21 protein-coding genes are annotated in these 22633 nt (G+C 63.3%); 18 read left to right on the top strand and 3 right to left on the bottom strand.

Annotation, left to right across the window (positions count from 1 at the left end):
* The first annotated feature begins 19 nt into the window (after positions 1-19).
* The 9 genes from ACH6CX_RS11455 (at position 20) to ACH6CX_RS11415 (ending at position 7360) form a co-directional block, all read left to right on the top strand.
* Complete coding sequence (locus ACH6CX_RS11455; protein ID WP_237064184.1) at positions 20-559, top strand: GNAT family N-acetyltransferase; 540 nt, start codon at positions 20-22, stop codon at positions 557-559.
* Between the two features lie 159 nt (positions 560-718).
* Complete coding sequence (locus ACH6CX_RS11450) at positions 719-1096, top strand: VOC family protein (RefSeq protein WP_232940732.1); 378 nt, start codon at positions 719-721, stop codon at positions 1094-1096.
* A gap of 123 nt (positions 1097-1219) precedes the next feature.
* Positions 1220-2347: a 3-oxoacyl-[acyl-carrier-protein] synthase III C-terminal domain-containing protein gene (locus ACH6CX_RS11445; protein ID WP_396675436.1), complete on the top strand. Its 1128-nt coding sequence runs from the start codon at positions 1220-1222 to the stop codon at positions 2345-2347.
* 4 nt (positions 2348-2351) lie between these two features.
* A complete protein-coding gene (locus tag ACH6CX_RS11440; protein ID WP_232940734.1) occupies positions 2352-3032 on the top strand; it encodes an iron-containing redox enzyme family protein in 681 nt (226 codons plus the stop codon).
* Positions 3032-3964, top strand: coding sequence for a DUF6999 family protein (locus ACH6CX_RS11435; RefSeq protein ID WP_396675435.1), 933 nt, complete (start codon positions 3032-3034; stop codon positions 3962-3964). Before ACH6CX_RS11440 ends, ACH6CX_RS11435 begins: the two co-directional genes overlap by 1 nt.
* A gap of 97 nt (positions 3965-4061) precedes the next feature.
* Positions 4062-4454 carry a DUF6632 domain-containing protein gene (locus ACH6CX_RS11430; RefSeq protein WP_232940736.1) on the top strand — a complete coding sequence of 131 codons (393 nt, stop codon included), beginning with the start codon at positions 4062-4064 and terminating at the stop codon, positions 4452-4454.
* A gap of 77 nt (positions 4455-4531) precedes the next feature.
* Positions 4532-5518: a serine/threonine protein kinase gene (locus tag ACH6CX_RS11425; RefSeq protein ID WP_237064187.1), complete on the top strand. Its 987-nt coding sequence runs from the start codon at positions 4532-4534 to the stop codon at positions 5516-5518.
* A gap of 49 nt (positions 5519-5567) precedes the next feature.
* Entirely contained in the window at positions 5568-6398 is an 831-nt protein-coding gene (gene cysE / locus ACH6CX_RS11420) for a serine O-acetyltransferase (RefSeq protein ID WP_232940738.1), read from the top strand.
* Positions 6399-6559: 161 nt separating this feature from the next.
* Complete coding sequence (locus ACH6CX_RS11415; protein WP_232940739.1) at positions 6560-7360, top strand: GNAT family N-acetyltransferase; 801 nt, start codon at positions 6560-6562, stop codon at positions 7358-7360.
* 15 nt (positions 7361-7375) lie between these two features.
* Here ACH6CX_RS11415 and epmA read toward each other — a convergent pair whose 3' ends face one another.
* Both epmA and efp read right to left on the bottom strand, forming a co-directional pair.
* Positions 7376-8329, bottom strand: coding sequence for an EF-P lysine aminoacylase EpmA (gene epmA, locus ACH6CX_RS11410; protein ID WP_232940740.1), 954 nt, complete (start codon positions 8327-8329; stop codon positions 7376-7378).
* 106 nt (positions 8330-8435) lie between these two features.
* Positions 8436-9008 carry an elongation factor P gene (efp, locus tag ACH6CX_RS11405; protein WP_232940741.1) on the bottom strand — a complete coding sequence of 191 codons (573 nt, stop codon included), beginning with the start codon at positions 9006-9008 and terminating at the stop codon, positions 8436-8438.
* Positions 9009-9122: 114 nt separating this feature from the next.
* Here efp and epmB point away from each other — a divergent pair, with 114 nt between their 5' ends.
* The 5 genes from epmB (at position 9123) to ACH6CX_RS11380 (ending at position 16848) form a co-directional block, all read left to right on the top strand.
* Positions 9123-10160: an EF-P beta-lysylation protein EpmB gene (gene epmB / locus ACH6CX_RS11400; protein WP_232940742.1), complete on the top strand. Its 1038-nt coding sequence runs from the start codon at positions 9123-9125 to the stop codon at positions 10158-10160.
* A gap of 165 nt (positions 10161-10325) precedes the next feature.
* Positions 10326-12035, top strand: coding sequence for a hypothetical protein (locus ACH6CX_RS11395; protein WP_396675434.1), 1710 nt, complete (start codon positions 10326-10328; stop codon positions 12033-12035).
* Positions 12036-12195: 160 nt separating this feature from the next.
* Positions 12196-14283: an EAL domain-containing protein gene (locus ACH6CX_RS11390; protein ID WP_396675433.1), complete on the top strand. Its 2088-nt coding sequence runs from the start codon at positions 12196-12198 to the stop codon at positions 14281-14283.
* Between the two features lie 138 nt (positions 14284-14421).
* Entirely contained in the window at positions 14422-16404 is a 1983-nt protein-coding gene (locus ACH6CX_RS11385; protein WP_237064192.1) for a M1 family metallopeptidase, read from the top strand.
* Between the two features lie 318 nt (positions 16405-16722).
* Complete coding sequence (locus ACH6CX_RS11380; protein WP_255701128.1) at positions 16723-16848, top strand: hypothetical protein; 126 nt, start codon at positions 16723-16725, stop codon at positions 16846-16848.
* A 27-nt stretch (positions 16849-16875) separates the two neighbouring features.
* Here the strand turns inward: ACH6CX_RS11380 and serB are convergent, their stop codons facing one another.
* The gene (serB, locus tag ACH6CX_RS11375; RefSeq protein WP_237064193.1) at positions 16876-17937 is read right to left on the bottom strand and encodes a phosphoserine phosphatase SerB; all 1062 of its coding nucleotides are present in this window, start codon (positions 17935-17937) and stop codon (positions 16876-16878) included.
* Positions 17938-18096: 159 nt separating this feature from the next.
* On the opposite strand from serB, the gene ACH6CX_RS11370 reads away from it, so the two are divergent.
* From ACH6CX_RS11370 to ACH6CX_RS11355, 4 genes are all read left to right on the top strand, one after another.
* Positions 18097-19158: a hypothetical protein gene (locus ACH6CX_RS11370; protein ID WP_232940747.1), complete on the top strand. Its 1062-nt coding sequence runs from the start codon at positions 18097-18099 to the stop codon at positions 19156-19158.
* A gap of 132 nt (positions 19159-19290) precedes the next feature.
* A complete protein-coding gene (locus tag ACH6CX_RS11365; RefSeq protein WP_396675432.1) occupies positions 19291-19722 on the top strand; it encodes a MerR family DNA-binding transcriptional regulator in 432 nt (143 codons plus the stop codon).
* A 25-nt stretch (positions 19723-19747) separates the two neighbouring features.
* Positions 19748-20917 carry an isovaleryl-CoA dehydrogenase gene (locus ACH6CX_RS11360; RefSeq protein WP_232940749.1) on the top strand — a complete coding sequence of 390 codons (1170 nt, stop codon included), beginning with the start codon at positions 19748-19750 and terminating at the stop codon, positions 20915-20917.
* Positions 20918-21007: 90 nt separating this feature from the next.
* Positions 21008-22615, top strand: a complete 1608-nt coding sequence (locus ACH6CX_RS11355) for a carboxyl transferase domain-containing protein (RefSeq protein ID WP_232940750.1) — start codon at positions 21008-21010, stop codon at positions 22613-22615.
* Positions 22616-22633: the final 18 nt, after the last annotated feature.

Genomic DNA, 22633 nt, shown 5'->3' with positions numbered 1-22633 from the left:
CACACTAAATGGGGACGGTGTGCAGTTACGGTGGCTGGAACCGGCGGACCTTCCTGTATTACAGCGGCTTTTCGGTGATGACGAGGTGGTGCGCTTCATGGCCCTGTCCCGCCTGGAAACACGAGCCCAGGCAGAGGTTTTCCTGGAGTCCATTGTCGAGGGGTTTCTCGAGGGCAGCCTGTACCAGTGGGGCCTGGAAGCGGGAGGGCAGCTCGTGGGGACCTGTACCCTGGCGGGTATCGACCGCGACAACCGGCATGCGGAGATCGGCTTTGCACTGGAGCGCGCCCATCGCGGGCGCGGGCTGATGGCACGTGCCACCCGGGCACTGCTTGGCTTCTCTTTTCGCTTCCTGGCGCTGCACCGTATCGAGGCAGATGTGGACCCGCGCAATACCGCCTCCATCCGGCTGCTGGAAAAACTGGGGTTTGCACGAGAGGGGTTGCTGCGGGAGCGCTACCGGGAGCAGGACGGTTACCAGGATGCCCTGATCTACGGGCTGCTGGCGCGGGAGTGGCAGGGAATACCCGCCACGGATTCACAGCCTGTCGGTAGATAGTGACCCGGGTCACCCGGTGCAGGCAGCTGTCGGTACCCCTGTGCCCGGCCCCCTGCATGTATCCCATGCCCGCCTTCAGGGCGGGAGAGATTGACTACACTTCCGGCATATCGTTGAAGCCCTGTTCCCTTTTTCCCGATTCGCCGGAGGAAGTCGTTAATGCTCGACCATGTTGGCGTGCATGTGCACAGCTATGAACGCAGCAAGGAATTTTACCGCCTCGCCCTGGCGCCGCTGGGTTACGAGTTGATCCTGGAATATGCGGGCTGGGCCGGCTTTGGCTGGGCCGACCGGCCAAGCCTGTGGATCCGGGGCGGGACCAGCATGACCCCGGCCCTGCACCTGGCTTTCCGGGCCGAAGACCGCGACGCGGTGCGGGAATTTCACCGGGTCGCGCTGCAGGCAGGCGGCAAGGACAATGGAGAGCCCGGCCTGCGGCCGGAACAGCATGCAGATTATTATGCGGCATACGTACTGGATCCGGATGGCAACAATGTGGAAGTGGTTTGCCACTTGCCGGAACTGTCCGAGCCCTGAGCCGCAGGGTTAGCCCCCGGGTTGCGCCGGGGGCCGACGGCCCGGTAATGCGGTCCGGGCAGCCTCTTTTCTTTTCCGGTATCCTGCCTGGTCACCAATATTAACAATAAATAACCAGCAACCATGCAGAATGTATTTATTACCGGCAGTGGCAGCTTCCTGCCCGGTTTGCCGGTGGATAACCGGGAAATGGAAGGGCGCATTGGCCTGCTCGGCCCCCACAGCCGTCGCCTCAAGTCGGCGACCCTGCGCCAGAATGGAATTCGGCAGCGACACTATGCAATAGGTGCAGGTGGCGACTACCTGTTTACCAATGCGGAAATGGCTGCGCGGGCGGTCGAGGCTGCATGTGACCGGGGTCGGGTGGACAGCAGCAGCCTGGACTACCTCGCCGCCAGCACCACCCAGGGGGATATGCTGGTGCCCGGCCATGCCTGTGCCGTTCATGGTGAGCTGGGCAATGGCGCGCTGGAATTGGGGTCGTTCCAGAGCGTATGCGCCAGCAGCATGATGGCGATCAAGTCAGCGTACCTCGGCGTGAAGGCAGGGGAGCACCGGCGCGCGGCCGCCTGCGGGAGCGAGTTCTCGAGTCGCTGGTTCCAGCCCGGGTTTTACGATTCAGTTGACTTTTCCACGATGGGGACCGGGGAAGCTTTCCAGTATGAATTCCTGCGCTGGACACTGTCCGACGGCGCCGGCGCACTGTTGATGGAGACGGAACCACAGCCCGGTGTGCCCTGCCTGCGTATCGACTGGATCGAACAAAAATCCTTTGCCCACCGTTTCCCCTCCTGCATGTCCGCTGGCAGTTCCCCCGGCCCAGATGGCAATCACCGTCCCTGGGCGCATTTCGGCTCCCCGGCCGGTGCCATCGAAGGGGCGGCCTTTCCGCTACGCCAGGATTTTGCCCTGCTGGAACAGATGTTCCCGGTGTGGGTTGGCTATTACCTGGAAGTATTGGAACGCCGGGGGCTGGACCCAGCGCGGGTGAAGTTTTTCCTGCCCCACTATTCGGCCCGGGCCCTGGGGGAGCGGATGAAGCAATTGCTTGCAAGTGCCGGGGCGATGATTCCGGAAGAGCGATGGCGCAATCACCAGGACCAGGTCGGTAATGTGGGCAGTGCTTCAATTTTCCTGTTGCTCGACCGCCTGTTAAGGGAAGAGCAGCTACAGGAGGGGGACAGGGTCCTGTGCTTTGTCCCGGAGAGCGGCCGTTGCCTGGCCGCATTTATGTGCCTGACGGTGGTATGAAAATATGGGAAGCGAATTGAGCGAGGCCCAGAGGCTGGTCCGCGAGCTGGGGCAGACCTGGGCGGAGTTTGAAAGCCAGCTGGTACAGGTGCCCATTATCGCACGGGCGCTAAGGGGGGCCATTCGCCTGGAGGATTACCGCCAGTTACTGCACGATCACTACCAGCAGGTTATTGACGGCGCCTGCTGGATATCCCGGGCGGCCTCCTCAATTGGCCGCGAGCATCTCGAGCTGCGCTCGCAGTTCCTGCGCCACGCGGGCACCGAACACCGGGATTACCAGATGCTGGAACGGGATTACCAGGAAGTCGGTGGTGAACTGCGACAGTTGCGAGAGGGGCAGAAGAACATCGGGGCCACTGCACTTTCGGCCTGGATGATGCAACGGGCTTCGCAGCCGGATCCACTGGACCTGCTGGGGGCCATGTTTATCATCGAGGGGCTCGGCAAGCATTTCGCCGGTATTTTTGCCCGCGCCCTTCAGCAGCACCTGAACCTGCAGGATAGCCAGGTGAGTTTTTACCGCTACCACGCCGCACATGATGAAGATCACCTGCAGCAGCTCCACGACGTGTTCGATTCGGGCCTGTTGGAGGTGCCGGGAATGGCGGGGCGTATTGCGCACACCGCGCGGGTGACCGGTCGTCTTTACCTGTTGCAGCTGGAAGAGCTGGGGAATTACTGATGGGCTGGAAAAGCGATTTTGAACAGTCGAACCTGAACCATTCGGATCCAAATCCCTGGCTGGTGCTCTACCTCGATCGCAGCCTGCCAATCCATGACGGTGCCAAGCGCGCCTTGCTGGCCGGCCACAATACCTGGTCGCGCCGGCTGCTGTTGCCGGTGGTGCGGCCGCTGGCCCGTCTCTCCATTGTGCTGGTGCAATTGCTCCGCCTGCTGATCCCGGAGCGCTGGCATTCCTCGCGGATATTACATCGCACCATTTACTGGGGACTGCGGTACTTTGTGCGTGCGGACGCCAACTACCTAATCCTGCGCCACTTCAATATCGGCACGGAACTGCTGCAGTTTATTGCCGACAATGTCGGCGGCGTTGAGATCGGCAGTACCCACCCGTTGCGGCCGCGGGAGCTGGCAGACCTGCTGGATGATACATTCCTGGTCCATGACCTCAATATTTATAATTTTATCGGCGACCTGAACAGTCAGCTGGCGGAGCAGGGGCGCGAGATCCTGCCGGCAACTGAGCTGGACTTCAGTGCCATCTCCGATGGGGATTTTGACCTTGAGCCGGGCGGGCAGTATGCCACCAGCGTCCTGGACCTGCAGACGGCGATCGAGTTGTACACCCCCCTTTACGCTCTTTTCCTTTCAGATCACGATTTCTGGCGTGCCAGTAACTCCCTGCAGCTGGATGAAACCATTTCGATCTATATTGGTAAGTTGCTAAACGACAGTACGGCCCTGTCGCTGGTCAATAATCGCCACCCTATGGTCCCCCACACAACATTGCAGGCGGGGTTCCGCCTGATGCTACATGGCCTGGATGCAGAGATCCTGCACGGCTACCTGCGACAGCTGAAACGGGCGGGCCAGTCCGGGGCAGCGGAGCAGGTGAGTGATGAGGGACGCGAACATGCCGTTGCCGGGACCTGATTGGCGGCAGTGATGAACGCGGAGCCGGGGCGACAGGTTCGCCTTGCTCCGGAACAGGATTGGCTGGGCTTCCAGCATCAACTACAAGGATATCGCCATGCGACCCCATGCTGCCCTCAGTGTTCTCAGGATTGTCCTGGTTATTACCGGGCTGTTTTTCATCTTTGGCATCTACGCCATGATGATGTGGGTCTGGCCCGAGGGCTGGGGCTGGACGCCACGGCAGCCCGAGTATGAACAGATGATCATGGGTATCTACGCCACCCTGGGCGTGTTCCTGGTTCTCGCCGCGCGGGACCCGCTGGCCAATGCCAGCCTGATCTGGTTTACCGTCTGGTCCAGTCTGGTACATGGCCTGATCATGCTGGTACAGGCCATTGTCGACAGTACCGAGCGGGCCAACCTGCTGGGGGATGTGCCGGCGCTGTTGATCCTGGCTGCGGTGCTGGGCTACCTGATGCGCCGGGCCAGCCCCGCGCCCGCCGGCTAGGCAGGCCGCCTGCGAGGTTTGTGCGCGGCCGGGGCGGCGCGTTAGCATAGCTGCCCATTATCAAGCCGGTTGCCGATATGTCCGCAAACCCACATCCCTACGATGGCCTGACACCCGACGTGGTCATCGACTGCGTGGAGACCACCGGGCTGCTGTCCGATGCGCGCATATTTCCGCTCAACAGCTATGAAAACCGCGTTTACCAGGTGGGAATCGAGGACGGTGAGCCGCTGATTGCCAAGTTCTATCGGCCGGGTCGCTGGAGCGATGCCCAGATTCGCGAGGAGCACAGCTTTTCACTGGAGCTGGCCGCGGCCGAGATCCCCGTGGTGGCGCCGCTGGAGTTCGATGGCCGCACCCTGATGGAGGCGCACGGCTTTCGTTTCGCGCTGTTCCCGCGCCGCGGGGGGCGCCAGGTGGAGCTGGATAACTTCGAGCACCTGGAGCAGGTGGGGACCATGCTCGGCCGGATTCACGCCGTTGGGCGGGCGCGGCCCTTTGAGCACCGGCCGGCACTGTCCCTGCAGCACTTTGCCATCGACAGCCGCGAATTCATCCTCGCCGGGGATTTCCTGCCGCGGGAAAACCGCGACGCCTATGCCACGGTGACCGGGCATATCATCGACGAGATAGCGCCCCTGTTCGAGCGAGACTGGGAGACGCTGCGCCTGCACGGCGACTGCCACGCGGGCAATTTCCTGTGGCGCGACGACACGCCCTGGTTTGTGGACCTGGACGATTGCCTGACCGGGCCCGCAATCCAGGATATCTGGATGCTGCTCTCGGGCAACCGTGCCGACCAGACCGCTTACCTGGACACAGTGATCGAGGGCTATGAAACTTTTTCTCCCTTCAACCCTCAAGAGTTGCAACTGGTTGAACCGTTACGCTGCCTGAGGCAGATGCATCACGCGGCGTGGCTGGCGCGGCGCTGGGAAGACCCGGCGTTCCCCCTGGCGTTTCCGTGGTTCAACAGCCCGCGTTACTGGGCGGAGCATATACTGGCATTGCGCGAGCAACAGTCGGCCCTGCTGGAGCCGCCGCTGACCCTCGGCGCGATCTGAATCCACAGCGAACGGCGCGGTTGCTTGCGCCGCCAAGGAGCGATACCCGATGGAAGCCCATCAGCTCAATACCGCCGCCCGGGAGGGCGATGCACTCTGGCAGCAGATCCGCGCTGACGTGGCGCAGCAGGTGGAGCGCGAGCCGATCCTGGCCAGCTTCCTGCATGCCACGATACTCAACCACAGCACGCTGGAATCCGCACTGAGCTTCCACCTGGCCAACAAGCTCGACAGCCCGGTAGCCCAGGCGCTGTTGATCCGCGAAGTGATCGACGAGGCGCTCGACAGTGACCCGGCCATCGGCCGCGCCGCACGGGCCGACCTGAAGGCGGTACAGCAGCGGGACTCGGCCTGTTCCTCGCTGTATGAGCCCTTTCTCTACTTCAAGGGCTTCCACGCCCTGCAGGCCTGGCGGGTGGCCCACTGGCTGTGGCAGCAGCAGCGGCGCTCACTGGCGCTGTTCCTGCAGCACCGTATTTCGGTGGTGTTCAGCGTGGATATCCACCCGGCGGCGACGCTGGGGCAGGGCATCCTGCTGGACCACGCCACCGGCATCGTGATCGGCGAGACCGCGGTGGTGGAGGACAATGTGTCCATCATGCAGTCGGTAACTCTCGGCGGTACCGGCAAGGAGAGCGGCGACCGGCACCCGAAGGTGCGCGAGGGTGTGCTGATTGGCGCCGGCAGCAAGGTGCTGGGCAATATCGAGATCGGGCGCTGTGCGCAGGTGGCCTCGGGCAGCGTGGTACTCAAATCAGTGCCGGCGAAGAAGCTGGTGGCCGGCGTGCCGGCCCGGGTGATCTGCGATGCCAGCTGCGACGCGCCGGCCCTTTCCATGGACCACTGCGCCCTGACCCAGGTGGACCGGCAGCTGCCCTGATTACTGCCATCAAAGTGACCCGCCTGGATCAATTGTTCCCGTTTGTTGTCGGAATTGCTTCCTCCTGTGCCTAGACTATGCGCAACCGTTGTTCTGCCCGGCTCCGGCCGGGGGAACGCCGGTGGCACGGGTGATCGGTAAACACAACTATCCTGATAGCCATGAAATACAGTCTCAGCGCCAAAAACCTTGTCTGCCGCAACCTGGAATCACGCGCCAGTTATTGCGCCGGGCTGACCAACCCGGACCAGACCCGGGAAATCACCAGCATTGTGCGCAGCGACAGCGGGTTGCTTTCGCATAACTTCAACCAGGCGGTCACCAATGCGGTGGTCCCGGCGATGATCCTGAAGCGCTTTGTGGTGGACTATTTTGCCGAGCGCCACAGCCCGTTCACCCTCTGGCACTGTGCCAGCAAGCCGATGGACGAGGCGGAACTGGCAGAGCTGGGGCTGGCCCACCGTGACACCCTGGTGGCGATGGCCATTGAGATACAGCGGCTGGCGGCGGACGAGAATCTGCCGGATGAGCTGCGCGACCGGCTGGAGATAGTGGCTGTGGGCGCTGAGCAGCTGGGGGAATACGGCGACCTGCAGGCCCAGCCCTTTGACGGCACCCGGGAGGCGCCGCAGGTGCGCAAGTTCTACCAGAAGCTGGCGGAAATCCCCGAGCAGAAGCGCAGCCGCCTGAAGTTTTACCTGGCCCGTCTGGATGGCGAGGCAGTAGCCTCGGGTTGCCTGTTTGCCTCGGCCGATGCGCTGGGGATCTATGACCTGGAAACGGTCGAGGCTCATCGTGGCAAGGGCATCGGCCGTGCGCTGTTCAACCACCTGCTGGCCCAGGCCCTGCACAGCCACCACAAATATGCGGTGGCACTGACCCCGGAGAACCGCCAGAGTGCGTACCTGGACGCCGGCTTTTTCGCGGTCGGCCAGGTCAGCCGCTACCTGTTCGAGCCCTGAGTCCGCGCCAGCAGCTCAGGCGCGCCCGACCGGAAAGGCGATGACTTCCTCGATCCGCCGGTAGCCGCCGGCCAGCATCAGCAGCCGGTCGATACCCAGGGCCACACCGGCACACTCGGGCATGCCCGCCCGCAGCGCCTCCACCAGCCGTTCCTCATAGGGATAGACGTGCAGCTTGTGCGCGCCGCGGTAGCGGTGATCGGCCTCGAAGCGCCGCAACTGTTCTTCGGCATCGGTCAGTTCCCAGTAGCCGTTGGCCAGTTCCAGTCCGCCGACGTAGGCCTCGAACCGCCGCGCCACCGGCCTGCCGGTATCATCGGGCAGCACCTTGGCCAGTGCCGCCTGGCTGGCGGGAAAGTCGTACAGGAGGGTAATGCCCGGTCCCATCCGCGGCTCCAGGTAATGGCTCATCAGCAGGTCCAGGCATTCGTCGCGATCGGCAGGGGCGAATGAGAGTTCCACATTTTCGGCGGTACACTCGCGCAACGGTTCGATGCCGGCGGTATGGGGGTCCAGCCCCAGGTGTTGCAGGAACAACTCCCGGTAGCTGAGGGATTCCACCGTTTCGATATCCAGCAGGGTGCGCAGCAGCTCGCCCACCTCGAGCATCAGGGCGCGGTCGTCCCAGCCGCAGCGGTACCACTCCAGCATGGTGAATTCCGGGTTGTGGCGACCGCCGGCCTCTCCCTCGCGGAAAGCCTTGCCCAGGTAGTAGCAGTCGCCCAGTCCGGCCGCCAGCAGGCGCTTGAGCCCAAATTCCGGGCTGGTGGCGAGATAGGCCGCGTCGCCGTTAAGCAGGGCGGTAATGGAATCGATATGGGGGTCGCTGGTGGCGCGGCGGGAGAGCACCGGAACTTCCGCTTCCAGCACCTGGCGCTCGGCGAAAAACTGCCGCACCCGGGCCAGCAGCGCGGCGCGCTGGCGCAGTGCCGCGAGGGACGCTGTAGGTTGCCAGGTATGTTCGGTCATTGTGCGGGGCCTCATGCAGGAACGGCCGCTGGCCGCGACCGCTGGTGGCCCGGGCCACCCTCAATCGCGGCCAGCGGCCGCCCATACAGGAAATAGTGTGCCGGAATCAGTCGTCCTTGGCGCGACCCAGGTACTCGCCGGTACGGGTGTCGACCTTGATGGTCTCGCCAATCTCCAGGAACAGCGGTACCTTGACCACGGCGCCGGTGGACAGGGTCGCGGGCTTGTTGCCGCCCTGGGCGGTATCGCCGCGCAGGCCCGGGTCGGTATCGGTAATCTCCAGGATTACATGGTTGGGCGGGGTCACTGCCAGCGGGGAGCCGTTGTAGAGGGTGACGGTGCAGATATCCTGCTCTTTCAGCCACTTGGCGGCATCACCCACCGCTTCGACGCTGGCCGGGTGCTGTTCGAAGGTGTCCGGCTCCATGAAGTGATAGAACTCACCGTCGTTGTACAGGTACTCCATTTCCCGGTCCATCACGTCGGCGGCTTCGAGGCTCTCGCCGGAACGGAAAGTGCGCTCCCAGACCCGGCCGGTCTTGAGGTTGCGCAGCTTGACCCGGTTAAATGCCTGGCCCTTGCCGGGTTTGACGAATTCGTTCTCCACGATGGAGCAGGGATCGCCGTCCAGCATTACTTTCAGACCGCCCTTGAATTCGTTGGTGGAATAACTAGCCATGAGTTCCTCTAAATCAGAAAAACGGTGCGGTTCGCATAAAAAGCACCGCCCGCTCTTTAAATTTCACTGTAACTGCTTAAAATTTGCGCGCTTTGCGCCACAGAATAGCCGCTTATGATACAGCACGTCCCAGCCGCCAGTGAAATCGTTGCCCGGGAGGAGGCTCCCGCTGCCTCCGGCCGCCGCTGGCAGGAAGAGATGACCGACCTGGTCACGGACCCCGCCGAGCTGGTGAAGCTGCTCGGGCTGGACCCGGAACAGCTCCCCGCCGCCCTGCGCGCCGCCGACGGCTTTGCCCTGCGGGTGCCGCGGCCCTATCTGCGCCGCATGCGCCCGGGGGACCCCCGCGACCCCCTGTTGTTGCAGGTGCTGCCGGGGGCCCCGGAACTGGAGCCGGCGGCGGGATTCACCAGTGACCCGCTGGCGGAGGCGCAGGCCAACCCGGTGCCGGGCGTGGTGCACAAGTATCGCGGGCGCCTGCTGCTGATCGCCGCGGGCCAGTGCGCCATCAACTGTCGCTACTGTTTCCGCCGTGAATTCCCCTACAGCGACAATCACCTGACCCGCAGCCAGTGGCAGGGGGCGCTCGACTATATTCGCGCGCAGGACGAGCTGCGTGAGGTCATCCTCAGCGGCGGTGATCCTCTGGTGCTCAATGACCGCCAGCTGGCACGGCTGGTGGAAGAGCTGGCCGCGGTACCGCACCTGGACAAGCTGCGCCTGCACACCCGCCTGCCAGTGGTGGCCCCCAGCCGGGTTACCGATGAGCTGGTGACATGGCTCACCGGTTCGCGCCTCAGGCCGGTGCTGGTTTTGCACTGCAACCACGCCCGCGAGATCGACGATGAAGTCCGGGCGGCACTGCGGAAGCTGCGCGCTGCAGGTGTCACCCTGCTTAACCAGGCGGTGCTGCTGCGGGGCGTCAATGATTCGGTGGCGGCCCTGTCGGCACTGGGGGAGGCCCTGTTCGCCAGCGGGGTGCTGCCCTATTACCTGCACCAGCTGGACCGGGTGCGTGGCGCGGCCCACTTCGAGGTGGATGATGGGACTGCGCGGGACCTGGTGCGAGGCCTGAGGGAGAGCCTGCCCGGTTACCTGGTGCCGAGACTGGTGCGGGAGATACCCGGGGAAAGGTCGAAAACGCCAATCTAGTTTAGCTGGGTGACAGCGCTGGCAGAAGCATGTCGGGTTAGACCTGTTTGGCGCTTTTGGCGTGATCTTTGTCTCAATATTGTCGCATAAAGCTTCTTTATGGGCTTGTGAGTCTAATTTCGCTCTTCTTATACTGCTGTAACCCAACGGACGGTTACAGTAATAATGATGGATGATATAGATGCCGCCGCCCCGGCCCGGGCGAGCGCCCCCGCGAGCTTTGCCAGCAAGCTCGGATTGCCCTCACGTGCGCTGCCCGCCCTCAGTTGCGGCTGCGCCAGCGAAAGCCAGCTGGACCGGTGGCTGAGCCAGTACGAGCTGCATCCTTTCCACCCCTCCGACCAGCAGCGGCTGGTGACTTTGCTGGCAGGGCTGGTGGAGGAAGTTGCCCAGTGGCGCGCACCGGCAGCCACCCGCCTGCCAATCCTGGAACTGCTGCGCCAGCATGCCGTCACTTGCGGCGATGCCATCGTCACCCAGCGCAGTGCGCTCAGTGCCACGCAACTGGAAAAGCTGCGCCGAAGCCTGCAACCGGTGGTGGGGCTGCTGCAGAAACTCTTTGTGGCCTACGCCAGCCTGTGGGTGCAGCTGGAGGACACCGCCGGTGTTCCTTTCCTGATGCGGGAAAAACGTGCCCGGACCCTGCACCGGGCCGTCGATGCCGGCGGCCGGCTGCTGCGGGTCACTTCCCTGTTCGGCCTGGCGCCCCCGGAGAACTGCTGGCGCAACCTGCATCTGCTCCTGCAGCGCGGCTTCCCGCAGCAGGTGGCGTGGCGGCGGGTGTCGGATCCACTGGAATCCCGCGGCCGCACCAGTGCGGTAGATGCCTATATCAGCGCGGCGCTGTTTTTCAGTGCCAATCCCGGCCAGTTGGACGGCGAGCAGCAGGATGCGTTCTGGTGCCGGACCCGGGACTGGTGCCGCCTCGGCACGCTGGAGGAGAACTACACCGAAACGGGCGATAGCCTGGTGGCCTCCACGGAGCTCGACCAGGCGCCCCTGCCCGCGGGCAGGCTGTCCGCCAGGGCGGTCGACAGCGACCGGTTCCGTGCGCCGCGGGGCTGGAGGCTGGACCTGTCAGCGGTCCTGCAGCGGGTGGAAAAGCACCTGGAAAAGAATTTCGATCCCCTGGTGGAGCGTGCCCGCGATGCATGGGGCGGTGCCACGGGCCGTGGCGAGGAGCGCAAGCCGGGGCAGGCGGAGTGCGTGGTCAGCATCGGCCTCGGGGCTACCTGTTTCAACCTGCGGGAAAAGGATGGCAGCGGGCCGGGTACTGGCGATATGACTGCCTGGCTAGACCGGGAAGAGGAGCGCGTATGCCTGGAGGCGGCAGCGGTGGATTACCAGTCCGGCCGCACCATGGCGGAATACGATGTCAGCCTGCCCTGCGCACCGAGTCTCAGGAGCGAGCGCAGTGCGGGGACCAGCGGCGCCGCCCGCCACTACCAGACCGAAGTCGCCGAGGTATTCAACCGCAGTGCCCGCGGTCTGGGGTTGAGGCTCTCGCCGGCCGCTGGAGAGCGCCTGCGGGTTGGTGAGCTGGTCGGCGTGCGCATGCCAAATGGCTGGCAGGTGGGGGTGATCCGCTGGCACCTCAGCCGGGTGGACTACAGCGATGCCGGTGTCGAGATCCTGGCTCGCCACGTGGCGCCGGTGGAGGTTCGCCGGCGCAATTCCGCCGGTCGCGCTTCGGCGCCAATCCCGGCCCTGCTGACCCGCGAGGGTGACGGCAAGTGTGTTGCCCTGGTCCTGCCAGTCCCCCTGTTCAAGGCCTACGACGAGGTCGAGGTGATTACCGGCAGTGTGACCCGCCCGGTTAGCCTGCAGCGACAGACGGTGGCAACCCCCTCCGTTGCCCGGTTCGATTTTGTGTGAGGTCTATCTCCATACCCGTGTGCGGTGGCTACCCGCTCTTGTAAGCCACCGACGCCGCGACCTACACTTAGCGCTCTTGCGCCGCTGTCCCAGCGGCGGCGCACTGACGGCCCGTAACACCGTCCCGGGACCGCAGATGTAAGTATCAAGAGCATAATAAATGAGCAGCAACGACACGATTCGTCTCCTTCTGATTCACGACACACCCTCTGAAGCCCAGCGCCTGGTCAGCATGCTGCACAATGCCGGCCGCCCCAATCGTGCCCAACACGTGCCCAGTGAGCCAGCACTGACAAAGTTGCTCCAGGACAATACCTGGGATCTCCTGATTGCCGCGGAAAGCAGCAAGCAGGTGCCGCCACCCGTGGCCCTGCGCACCATCAGCAAATTGCAGAAAGATGTACCGGTCCTGCTGCTCACCGAGCGCAGCGGCGCCCAGCCGGTGGTGGAGGGCCTCAAGCTCGGGGCCCGGGATGTGGTGACCGTGGATGAGGACCAGCACCTGCTGATGGTGATCCAGCGGGAGATCACCGCGCTGCGCAACCGGCGCCAGGCGCGCATGCATGATCGCCGTTATCACGCCGGGCTGGCCCGGGCCCAGGAGCTGCTCGACAGCTCCAAGGACGCTATTGCCTACATTTCCGACGGCCTGATCGTCTATGCCAACCAGTCCCTGGCCGAGCGCCTCGGGTACAAGGACCGGGACGATGTGGAGTACCAACCGCTGATCGATATGGTGACCGAGGGGGAGCAAGAAGACGCTCGCGCCTTCCTGCGCCAATGTGCAATCGACAATAACGATGTCGAGGCGCAGGAGTGGAAATTCACCGCCAGGTCCGCCTCCGGCCGGCCAGTGCCGGTACGCGCCGAGGTGCTCTCCACTGTCTACGATGAGGAGAACTGCCTGCAGGTCCGTATCGCGGCGAGCTCCGGCAATACCGAGGAACTGGAAGCACAGCTCAGCGACATCAAGAGCCGTGACCCCCTCACCGGCCTCTACAACCGGCAGCATTTCCTGCGCATGCTCGACGCCGCGATCAAGGCCGCCGCCAGCTCCCAGCGTACCGGTGGCCTGATGTATATCGAAGTGGATCGTTTCGAGGAAACCGTACAGAAAGCGGTCGGCGTCGCGGGTGCCGATGCGCTGCAGAAGAAAATAGCGGAGCTGTTGCAGTCGAGCGTGCGTCGCGGTGACGTAGTGGCCCGCTACGGCGAAAAGAGCTTTTGCCTGATGATGGCAGAGACCACCCCGGACAGTGCCGAGCACCGAGCCCGGGAGCTGATGAAGAAAATCGCCGACACCATCTTCGATGCTGCCGGCAAGACGGTACAGGTCACCGTATCGATTGGCGTGTCCCTGCTCAGCGAAGCCTCCGTTAATGCCCAGAAGGTTCTTGACCAGGCGCTCCAGGCCCACGAGCAGGCACTGCAGGACAGCGAGCAGGGCAATGGTTTCGCGCTGTTCGAGCCGGGCGCCGACCAGGAGGGCGATGCCGATACCTACCACCGCGCGCGGGTAATCCAGGCGCTGGAGGCCGGCAACCTCAAACTGCTGTACCAGCCGGTGCTCAGCCTGCAGGGCACCGGCGAACAGATGTACGAGGTGCTGGTGCGCATGGTGGATGGCAAGGAGGAACTCTCACCCCTGTCATTCCTCGAGGGGTTGGGAGACGACAGCCTGGCGATCAAGATGGACCGCTGGATAATCCTGACCGCAATCAAGGCGGCTGCCGCCCAGCGCGCCCGGGGCAAGGATGTTTCCCTGCTGCTACATATTTCCGCGGCGTCGCTGAAGGATTCCGGCTTGACCGCCTGGCTGAAGGTTGCCTTCAAGGCGGCCAAGGTGGCACCGAAATCGGTGTCATTCCAGGTCAGCCAGGGCGATATCAACAGTAACCTGCATGCGGCACGGGATTTCATCAAGCAGGTGCGTGAGTTCGGCAGCCGGGTAGTGGTGAGCCGCTTCGGCGCCGGTCTCAATCCTTTCAAGACCCTCGAGCATGTCACCGTGGATATCGCCAAGGTGGATCCGTCCTTTGTCCGGGAAGTACAGGATGAGGGGGAGAACAGCGATACCCTGGTAAACATGGTGCAGCAGCTGGCCGAGGCGAATACGCGGGTGATTGTGCCCCATGTGGAGCAGGCCAGTATGTTACCGACCCTCTGGCAGAGCGGCACCGACTATATCCAGGGCTATTATGTGCAGGCGCCCGCCGAGCACCTGAATTTCGATTTCAGTCTCGATTGACCCGCCACAGATGCTTCCCTCGTCCTGCCGGGCCCACAGGCCCGCAGGACACAGATTTCCCGGCGGGCAGTCATTTGGGTATGCTTTGCCGGATTTTCCCTTACAGCACCAATAAGCAGAATTGACCTGGAGTCATCTATGTTGCCCCGCATACTCTGTAGCAGTTTGCTCTGCAGCGCCCTCGTCCTTGCGAGCGGCTGCTCCAAACCGGAATCCGACGGCGCGGCGGGCGAGCCCGCAAAACCCGAGGTCGAAGCAACCCAGCCTACCGCGAATGGTGCCGATGCAGCGCCCGCCGCGGAGGACCAGGGGAGTGCCCAGGCGCCGGAATCGGGTGTGGACTATCACTCTTTCGCCAACACCGGTGACTACCGTGTACGGCACCTGGACCTCGACCTGACGGTGGATTTTGACCGCAAGGTACTCGAGGGCGAAGCGGTACTCGACTTCAAGCGCCTGACGCAAAAGAATCCGCCGATGGTGCTGGATACCCGCGACATCAAGGTTGAGGCGGTGCGCGCCGGCCACGGCGGGGAACTGAAGCCGGTAGAGTTCTCCATGGGTAAAACCGACCCGGACCTGGGGACGCCGCTGAACATCCAGCTGCCCAAGAATGCCACCCGTGTCGCCATCCGCTACCAGACCTCGCCGGCCGCTTCCGGTGTCCAATGGCTGGAGCCGCAGCAGACCGCCGGCGGTGAACACCCGTTCCTGTTTACCCAGGCGCAGGCCATTCACGCGCGCAGCTTCGTGCCGCTGCAGGATTCACCGCAGGTGCGCATCACCTACAACGCCACCATCCGCACGCCGGAAGAGCTGCTGGCGGTGATGAGTGCGAACAATGACCCAAAGACGGAGAAAGACGGCGTTTACGAGTTTGAAATGCCGCAGCCGATCCCGTCTTACCTGCTGGCGCTGGCCGTGGGCGACCTGGAGTTCAAGCCCATGGGCGAGCGCACCGGCGTCTATGCCGAGCCGGAGCTGCTCGATTCCGCCGCAGCGGAATTTGAGGATACCGAGTCCATGCTCGAGGCGACCGAAGAGGCCTATGGCCCCTATCGCTGGGACCGCTACGACCTCTTGATCCTGCCACCCAGTTTCCCCTTCGGCGGCATGGAGAACCCGCGCCTGAGCTTTATTACCCCGACCGTGATCGCCGGCGACAAGAGCCTGGTGGCCCTGATTGCTCACGAGCTGGCGCACTCCTGGTCCGGCAACCTGGTGACCAATGCCAGCTGGCGCGACCTGTGGCTGAACGAGGGTTTCACCACATACCTGACCAACCGCATCATGCAGAATATCTACGGTGACCAGCGCTATCGTATGGAGATGGCGCTGGGCTATGACGACCTGCAGGCGGACCTGGAAGACCTGGACAGCCGCGACGAGATCATGGCCATCGACCTGCGTGGTCGCGACCCGGACAAGGTGTTTTCCAATATCCCCTATGAGAAGGGCTCCCTGTTCCTGTATGAGCTGGAACAGAAGATTGGCCGCGAGGCGTTTGACCAGTTCCTGCTGGAGTACTTCAACAACTTCGCGTTCGAGAGCATCACCACTGAGGACTTTATCGAGTACCTGCAGCAGACCCTGCTCAAGCAGTACCCGGACAAGCTCGATGAGGCGCGGATCCGCGAGTGGATTTTTGAACCGGGCATCCCCGAGGGTGCGCCGCAGCCGCAGTCCGATGCCTTCAGCAAGATCGACCCGGTGCGCCAGCAGTGGCTGGACGGCGAGATCGCCGCGAAGGACATCGATACCGGGGAGTGGACCTATCACCAGTGGAAGTATTTCCTCGATGGTATGCCGGAAGAGCTCAGTGACGAGCAGCTGGAGGAGCTGGACAGCGCCTTCAACCTGACCGAGTCAACAAACAACGAGATCGCTTTCAGCTGGCTGATGATTGCCGTGCGCAACGACTACCAGCCCGCCTTCGGGCGCCTGGAGAGCTTCCTCACCGAAATCGGTCGCAATAAGTTCCTGCGCCCGCTGTATCGCAACCTGGTGGAGAGCGGCAAGCAGGAAATGGCGGCGGAGATTTTTGAAGAGGCCAAGCCCGGCTATCACCCGCTGACAGTCAAGGTGAACAGCCGCATCATTTACGGCGACGACGCCCAGTAACAGCCGCGATCCCGGCTGGCCCGCCACCCGCGGTGCCCGGCCGGGAACCTCAGTCACCAGTGCCGGTAACGCGGACACCGGTAACCTGCCAATGCCCGGCCGGGCACCGCCCACCCGCGCAGGGGTTCACAGCGATTGAAAGAGTTGTAGAATCAGCTGCCACCTTGGCATCCGGGCGGCTACCCGCGGAAACCGGAAGTACAGTAAAGTGGTCAGATATGGTGGTCGGGACGGATTATTTTTGGCCTGTTCCCCCGGCTATCCGGGCCCGTTCACGGACGAGCGATTCAGGCAGAAACACACAGGAGCCGCGGGACGATGCGCTGGTTAAAAATTTTTGGTTTATTCGCATTGTTGGCCTTTGCCGGCTGCAGTGAGCAGGCGTGCTTCGAGCGCGGCAAGCCACCGTCATTGCCTTTCCCGCACGCCTTCGCCGTCAGCTGATTCGTAGCGGCAGCTCACTGCTGCAGTTCAGTCGGCCTGCAGCAGGGCAATCTGTTGGTCGTTGAGGCCAAACAGGTAAAGAGCCGCATCGAGCCCGAAATGGGTGATGGCCTGGGGGGCTTCCAGGCGCACCTTGGGTTTGGGGTGAATCGCGATGCCCAGTGCCCCCAGGTTCAGCATGGGGATATCGTTGGCCCCGTCTCCCACTGCAATCACACTCTCCAGTGCCAGGCCATGTTCCGCGGCCATCTGCTCCAGCAGGATACGCTTTCGCTGGCCGTCCACGATCGGTTCGATGACTTCCCCGGTGAGTACACCGTCGGCGAACTCCAGCTCATTGGCGTGGACGAAATCCACCGCCAGCTTTTCCCGCTGCAGGTAGTGTGCGAAATAGGTAAACCCACCAGAGAGGATTGCCGTCTTGCAGCCCAGGGCCCGCAGGGCCTGCAGCAGTTCGCGCGCGCCCTCCTTGATCGGCAGCTGCGGGGCGATGTCAGCCAGGCGCTGCTCGGAGAAACCCTGTAGCAGGGCCATGCGCTTTTTGAAACTCTGGCGGAAATCCAGTTCTCCCCGCATGGCAGCCTCGGTAATGGCAGCCACGCGATCGCCAATGCCGGTGATCCGGGCCAGCTCGTCGATTACCTCGGCGTCGATCAGGGTCGAGTCCATGTCGAAGCCGGCCAGTCGCGGTGGCTGTTGGGTAACGCCGGCCTGCAGCACCAGGTCCACGCCAAGCCTTTCCGCCAGTTGCAGGCAGGCGTGCCGCGCCGGGTTGAATTCCAGTTCCGCCTGCAACTGGAAGCGGATCACCGTGCGCTCCCGCGCTCGCGACAGGGTGTCTGCGGCCTGCAGGGCCCAGCCCTGCTCGCGGAAAAATCCCAGCAGGGCGCGCAGTTGCTCCAGGGTCGCCGCAGGCGAGAGCAGGGTGACGCACCAGGGGGCCGTGACCGCGGCGGCGGTGTCGGGCATCGCGACAGTGTCCGACGGGCTGGCGTCGAAGGGTGGGGTGTCCCGGTACCCGATCCCGACCCGCGCTGCGCCGCCCTGGTAATCCAGGTAGTGCAATGGGCAGTCCGTTGCAGGTTCCATCAGTGTTTCCAGGGGGAGCCGGAATTCCCGGTAGTCTGGCGTTGCGCCCATAGTGCCCTTCCGTGTTTTGGTTTTTGCGGGGCGGGCATTATAGCCCCCGGGACTTTATTCGCTAAAATCCACGGCAACGTGATAAACCCAAGAATACGCGCCCTATCCATGAATGCCCTGAAAAAAGAAATCCAGCGAGTTTACGCCGGGATGCCGCGGCACCTCCGCCAGCAGCTGATTGCCGCCGGTATCTGGCTGGTGCTGGCCTGTTTCTGCGCGGTGGCGCTCAGCAACTACTATGCCGGCCAGCGCGACGCGGCGATCGCCCGCGACCGGGTCACCGCGGAGGTGGCCGCGGCCTTCGTGGCCAGCCAGAGCCTCGAGAGTATCGTCGCTGGTGATCGCATCAGCCTGCAGCTGCTGGCCAGGAATATGCTGGAAATGCCGGTGATCTCCGGGATCGCGATCCAGGACGTGGAGTCCAGCGCGCTGGCGCAGGGGGGCGACCTGGATAGTGGGGAGACCGTCAGCGCACCGGTGGTGTTGCACGACAGTATCGCCGGCAACGTGATTGTCCACCTGCAGCCGGGCGAGGGCGTGCGCTACCCCTGGGCAAGCCTGTTACTGAGCCTGGTGTTCGCGCTGCCGGTCAGTGCGGCGGCGGCTCTGGCGGTCGGCAGCCTGGCGGCCCGGCGCACGCCGGTGGTGGCGGCCCGCCCGGCGCCGCAACCGGAGCCGGAGGTCCTGGTGGGACTCTACCTGCGCCCGCTGAACTGGAGCCAGCTGGGTAACCAGTTGAGCCGCTCGGCGCTGGAGCGATTGCAGGATGAGCTGCGGGAACGCCTGGCCCTGCTGGGCAGGATCTACGACGCGCGGCCGCTGAAGCATGCCGGTCCCCAGCAGGGACTGGGCTTCTGCGGTGACGATGCCGCTTTCCGGGCCGTTTGCTGTGGCCTGTTGCTGCGCGAGTTACAGGCCGGCGGCCGCTCCAGTGGCCTGCAGCTGGCCACCGCTGTGGTGCCGGCAGCGCTGGAGCCGGCGGATTTCGGCGGTGAGCCGTTGCTGGGCCAGGCCCGCGACCTGGCCTTGCACGATGACCTGCTCGAGGCACCGTCCCTGAAAGGGCGCATCGCGGTGCACTCCGCCAGTTGGGGTGCCGCGGTTACCGGCCTGGATGACACCTACCAGAAGCTGCTGGACAGCCAACTGCGGCAACTGCAGGGCGCCTGATTCCTCTTTTCCTTACCGCCCGGCCCGCCAGTGTGACTGGCGGATCTGCCTGGGTCGGTTTTACCTCCTCCCTTTACGTTTACGTTAACGTAAAGCTCTGCTAGGCTCCTGACACTCTTTCAGGAAGCCACTATGAAGTCCGAGCAGAGCAAACCCGAAACGGAATCCGTGGCGGGTGCCGAACCCAGCAGTTACAGCATTTCCGACCTGGCCCGCGAGTTCGGTATCACTACCCGCGCCATCCGCTTTTACGAGGACAAGGGCCTGATCAGCCCGGCCCGCCGCGGCCAGACCCGTGTCTACCGCCCCGAGGACCGGGTACGGCTGATGCTGATCCTGCGCGGCAAGCGACTGGGTTTCTCCCTGGATGAGAGCCGCGAAATCATCGACATGTACGACCCCGAACACGGCAATGTCGAACAGCTGCAGCGACTGCTGCAACACATCAAACAGAAACGCGCGCAGCTGCAGCAACAGCTGCGCGATATCCAGAGCCTGATGGGCGAACTGGACGAAGCGGAGGCCCGTACCCGGGCCTCGCTGGCAAAAACCAGAGATCACTGATGAGAGACAGATACACGGAGTCGCTATGAATACCGCCTACCGCACCCTCAACTTCGGCCTCGGCGAAGAGATCGATATGCTGCGCGATATGGTCTACAAGTTCTGCCAGGCAGAACTGGCGCCACGGGCGGCACAGATCGACGAGGACAACCTGTTCCCGGCCGACATGTGGAAAAAGTTTGGCGAGCTGGGCCTGCTGGGGATGACCGTCGAGGAGGAATTCGGTGGCTCCAACATGGGTTACCTGGCCCATGCGGTGGCGATGGAGGAGATCTCCCGCGCCTCGGCTTCCGTTGGCCTGTCCTACGGGGCCCACTCCAACCTCTGCGTCAACCAGATCCGCAAGAACGGTACCCGCGAGCAGAAGGCGAAATACCTGCCCAAGCTCTGTTCCGGCGAACATGTCGGCGCCCTGGCCATGAGCGAGCCCAACTCCGGTTCTGACGTGGTCAGCCTGCAGTTGCGCGCGGAGAAGAAAGGCGATCGCTTTATCCTCAATGGCAACAAGATGTGGATCACCAACGGTCCCGATGCCGATACCTACGTGATCTATGCGCGCACCGAACCGGGCATCAGTTCCGGTGGCATCACCGCTTTTATCGTCGAGCGCGGCTTCAAGGGATTCTCCCAGGCGCAGAAACTCGACAAGCTGGGCATGCGTGGCTCCAACACCTGTGAGCTGGTATTCGAGGACTGTGAAGTGCCGGAAGAAAATATCCTCGGCGAGCTGAACGGCGGCGTGCGGGTATTGATGAGCGGCCTCGACTACGAACGCACTATCCTCTCCGGCGGCCCGGTGGGCATCATGCAGGCCTGCCTGGATGTCGTGGTGCCCTATGTGCACGAACGCAAGCAGTTTGGCAAGGCGATCGGCGAGTTCCAGCTGATGCAGGGCAAGCTCGCCGACATGTACGCCGACCTCAACGCCAGCCGCTCCTACCTGTATGCGGTGGCGCAAGCCTGTGATCGCGGTGAAGACTCGCGCAAGGATGCTGCTGCGGTGATCCTGTTTACCGCCGAGCGCGCTACCCAGATGGCCCTGCAGGCAATCCAGACCCTGGGCGGCAATGGCTATATCAATGAGTACGCCACCGGACGCCTGCTGCGCGACGCCAAGCTGTACGAGATCGGCGCCGGCACCTCAGAGGTGCGCCGCATGCTGATCGGCCGCGAGCTGTTTAACGAGACCCGCTGACCGGTCACCACCGCAAAATTGTCGTAGGAGCGGCCCCGGGCCGCCCCTACAGCCCAGACAAGGTTTACCTTCAAAGGCGAATCAGAGTTTATGAACCAGCTACAGAGCAAAATTAACACCCGCGACGGGGCTTTCACGGCAAACCGCGAGCAGATGGAAAAACTGGTCGCGGACCTGCGCGACAAAGTGGAAACCATTGCCCGGGGCGGCGGTGAGCGCGCTCGGGAAAAACACCTGGCCCGCGGCAAGCTGTTGCCGCGGGATCGCATTGACGCGCTGCTGGACCCGGGCTGCCCTTTCCTGGAGTTTTCCCAGCTCGCCGCCCACGATGTTTACGGCGAGGAAGTGCCGGCGGCCGGTATCATCACCGGGATCGGCACAGTGTCCGGCCAGCCATGTGTGATTGTCGCCAACGACGCCACGGTAAAGGGGGGGACCTATTACCCCCTGACGGTGAAAAAACACCTGCGGGCCCAGGCCATCGCCGAGCAGAATAACCTGCCGTGTATTTACCTGGTGGATTCCGGCGGTGCCAACCTGCCGCGCCAGGATGATGTCTTCCCGGACCGCGAGCACTTTGGCCGTATCTTCTTCAACCAGGCCAACCTGTCGGCGAAAAATATTCCGCAGATTGCCGTGGTGATGGGCAGCTGTACCGCTGGCGGCGCCTACGTGCCGGCGATGGCGGACGAGTCGATCATGGTAAAAGAGCAGGCCACCATTTTCCTGGCCGGCCCGCCGCTGGTGAAAGCCGCAACCGGGGAAGTGGTCTCGGCCGAGGAGCTGGGTGGGGCCGAGGTGCACTGCAGGACCTCCGGTGTGTCCGACCACTATGCCAACAATGACGTGCATGCGCTGGAGCTGGCACGCCGCTCGGTCAGCCGCCTCAACCGCATGAAGCAACCGGGCCTGGATGTGCAGCGCCCGGTGGAGCCAATTTACCCGCCAGAGGAAATCTACGGTGTGGTTCCCGCCGACTCGCGCCAGCCCTACGACGTGCGCGAAATTATCGCGCGCGTGGTGGATGGTTCCGAGTTCGATGAGTTCAAGGCCCTGTACGGTACCACCCTGGTGACCGGCTTTGCCCGTATACATGGCTACCCGGTGGGTATCGTCGCCAACAACGGCATCCTGTTCGCCGAAAGCGCCCAGAAAGGCGCGCACTTTATTGAGCTGTGCGCCCAGCGCAATATCCCGCTGGTATTCCTGCAGAACATCACCGGCTTTATGGTAGGCAAGCAGTACGAGGCTGGCGGCATCGCCAAGCACGGTGCCAAGATGGTGACCGCGGTTGCCACTGCCAGGGTGCCGAAGATCACCATCCTGATCGGCGGCTCTTTCGGTGCCGGCAATTACGGCATGTGCGGCCGCGCTTACGACCCCAATTTCCTGTTCATGTGGCCCAACGCCCGTATTTCGGTGATGGGCGGTGAGCAGGCGGCCGGGGTGCTGGCCCAGGTCAAGCGCGACCAGATGGAGGCCCGCGGCGAGCAATGGAGCGCCGATGAGGAGCAGGCATTCCGGCAGCCGATCGTCGATGACTACGAACACCAGGGGCATCCCTATTATGCATCCGCCCGGTTGTGGGACGATGGGGTGATCGACCCTGCGGATACCCGGCGTGTTCTCGGCCTGTGCCTGGCTGCCGCAACCCATCGCGAGCCGGAAGAGACCAAGTTCGGCGTATTCCGGATGTAAATGGGGCGGCCGGTGGCT

Source organism: Microbulbifer sp. JSM ZJ756, assembly GCF_044383805.1.
GTDB classification, from domain to species: domain Bacteria; phylum Pseudomonadota; class Gammaproteobacteria; order Pseudomonadales; family Cellvibrionaceae; genus Microbulbifer; species Microbulbifer zhoushanensis.
This window is presented reverse-complemented; position numbering and strand designations above follow the sequence as displayed.

Coding starts and splice junctions, on each gene's coding strand:
- ACH6CX_RS11440 (WP_232940734.1), top strand. CDS start 2,352: ATGGGAAGCGAATTGAGCGAGGCCCAGAGGCTGGTCCGCGAGCTGGGG.
- ACH6CX_RS11415 (WP_232940739.1), top strand. CDS start 6,560: ATGAAATACAGTCTCAGCGCCAAAAACCTTGTCTGCCGCAACCTGGAA.
- ACH6CX_RS11380 (WP_255701128.1), top strand. CDS start 16,723: ATGCGCTGGTTAAAAATTTTTGGTTTATTCGCATTGTTGGCCTTTGCC.
- epmA (WP_232940740.1), bottom strand. CDS start 8,329: ATGACCGAACATACCTGGCAACCTACAGCGTCCCTCGCGGCACTGCGC.
- ACH6CX_RS11360 (WP_232940749.1), top strand. CDS start 19,748: ATGAATACCGCCTACCGCACCCTCAACTTCGGCCTCGGCGAAGAGATC.
- ACH6CX_RS11450 (WP_232940732.1), top strand. CDS start 719: ATGCTCGACCATGTTGGCGTGCATGTGCACAGCTATGAACGCAGCAAG.
- ACH6CX_RS11425 (WP_237064187.1), top strand. CDS start 4,532: ATGTCCGCAAACCCACATCCCTACGATGGCCTGACACCCGACGTGGTC.
- cysE (WP_232940738.1), top strand. CDS start 5,568: ATGGAAGCCCATCAGCTCAATACCGCCGCCCGGGAGGGCGATGCACTC.
- ACH6CX_RS11370 (WP_232940747.1), top strand. CDS start 18,097: ATGAATGCCCTGAAAAAAGAAATCCAGCGAGTTTACGCCGGGATGCCG.
- serB (WP_237064193.1), bottom strand. CDS start 17,937: ATGGAACCTGCAACGGACTGCCCATTGCACTACCTGGATTACCAGGGC.
- ACH6CX_RS11365 (WP_396675432.1), top strand. CDS start 19,291: ATGAAGTCCGAGCAGAGCAAACCCGAAACGGAATCCGTGGCGGGTGCC.
- ACH6CX_RS11430 (WP_232940736.1), top strand. CDS start 4,062: ATGCGACCCCATGCTGCCCTCAGTGTTCTCAGGATTGTCCTGGTTATT.
- ACH6CX_RS11355 (WP_232940750.1), top strand. CDS start 21,008: ATGAACCAGCTACAGAGCAAAATTAACACCCGCGACGGGGCTTTCACG.
- ACH6CX_RS11385 (WP_237064192.1), top strand. CDS start 14,422: ATGTTGCCCCGCATACTCTGTAGCAGTTTGCTCTGCAGCGCCCTCGTC.
- ACH6CX_RS11445 (WP_396675436.1), top strand. CDS start 1,220: ATGCAGAATGTATTTATTACCGGCAGTGGCAGCTTCCTGCCCGGTTTG.
- efp (WP_232940741.1), bottom strand. CDS start 9,008: ATGGCTAGTTATTCCACCAACGAATTCAAGGGCGGTCTGAAAGTAATG.
- ACH6CX_RS11390 (WP_396675433.1), top strand. CDS start 12,196: ATGAGCAGCAACGACACGATTCGTCTCCTTCTGATTCACGACACACCC.
- epmB (WP_232940742.1), top strand. CDS start 9,123: ATGATACAGCACGTCCCAGCCGCCAGTGAAATCGTTGCCCGGGAGGAG.
- ACH6CX_RS11395 (WP_396675434.1), top strand. CDS start 10,326: ATGATGGATGATATAGATGCCGCCGCCCCGGCCCGGGCGAGCGCCCCC.
- ACH6CX_RS11435 (WP_396675435.1), top strand. CDS start 3,032: ATGGGCTGGAAAAGCGATTTTGAACAGTCGAACCTGAACCATTCGGAT.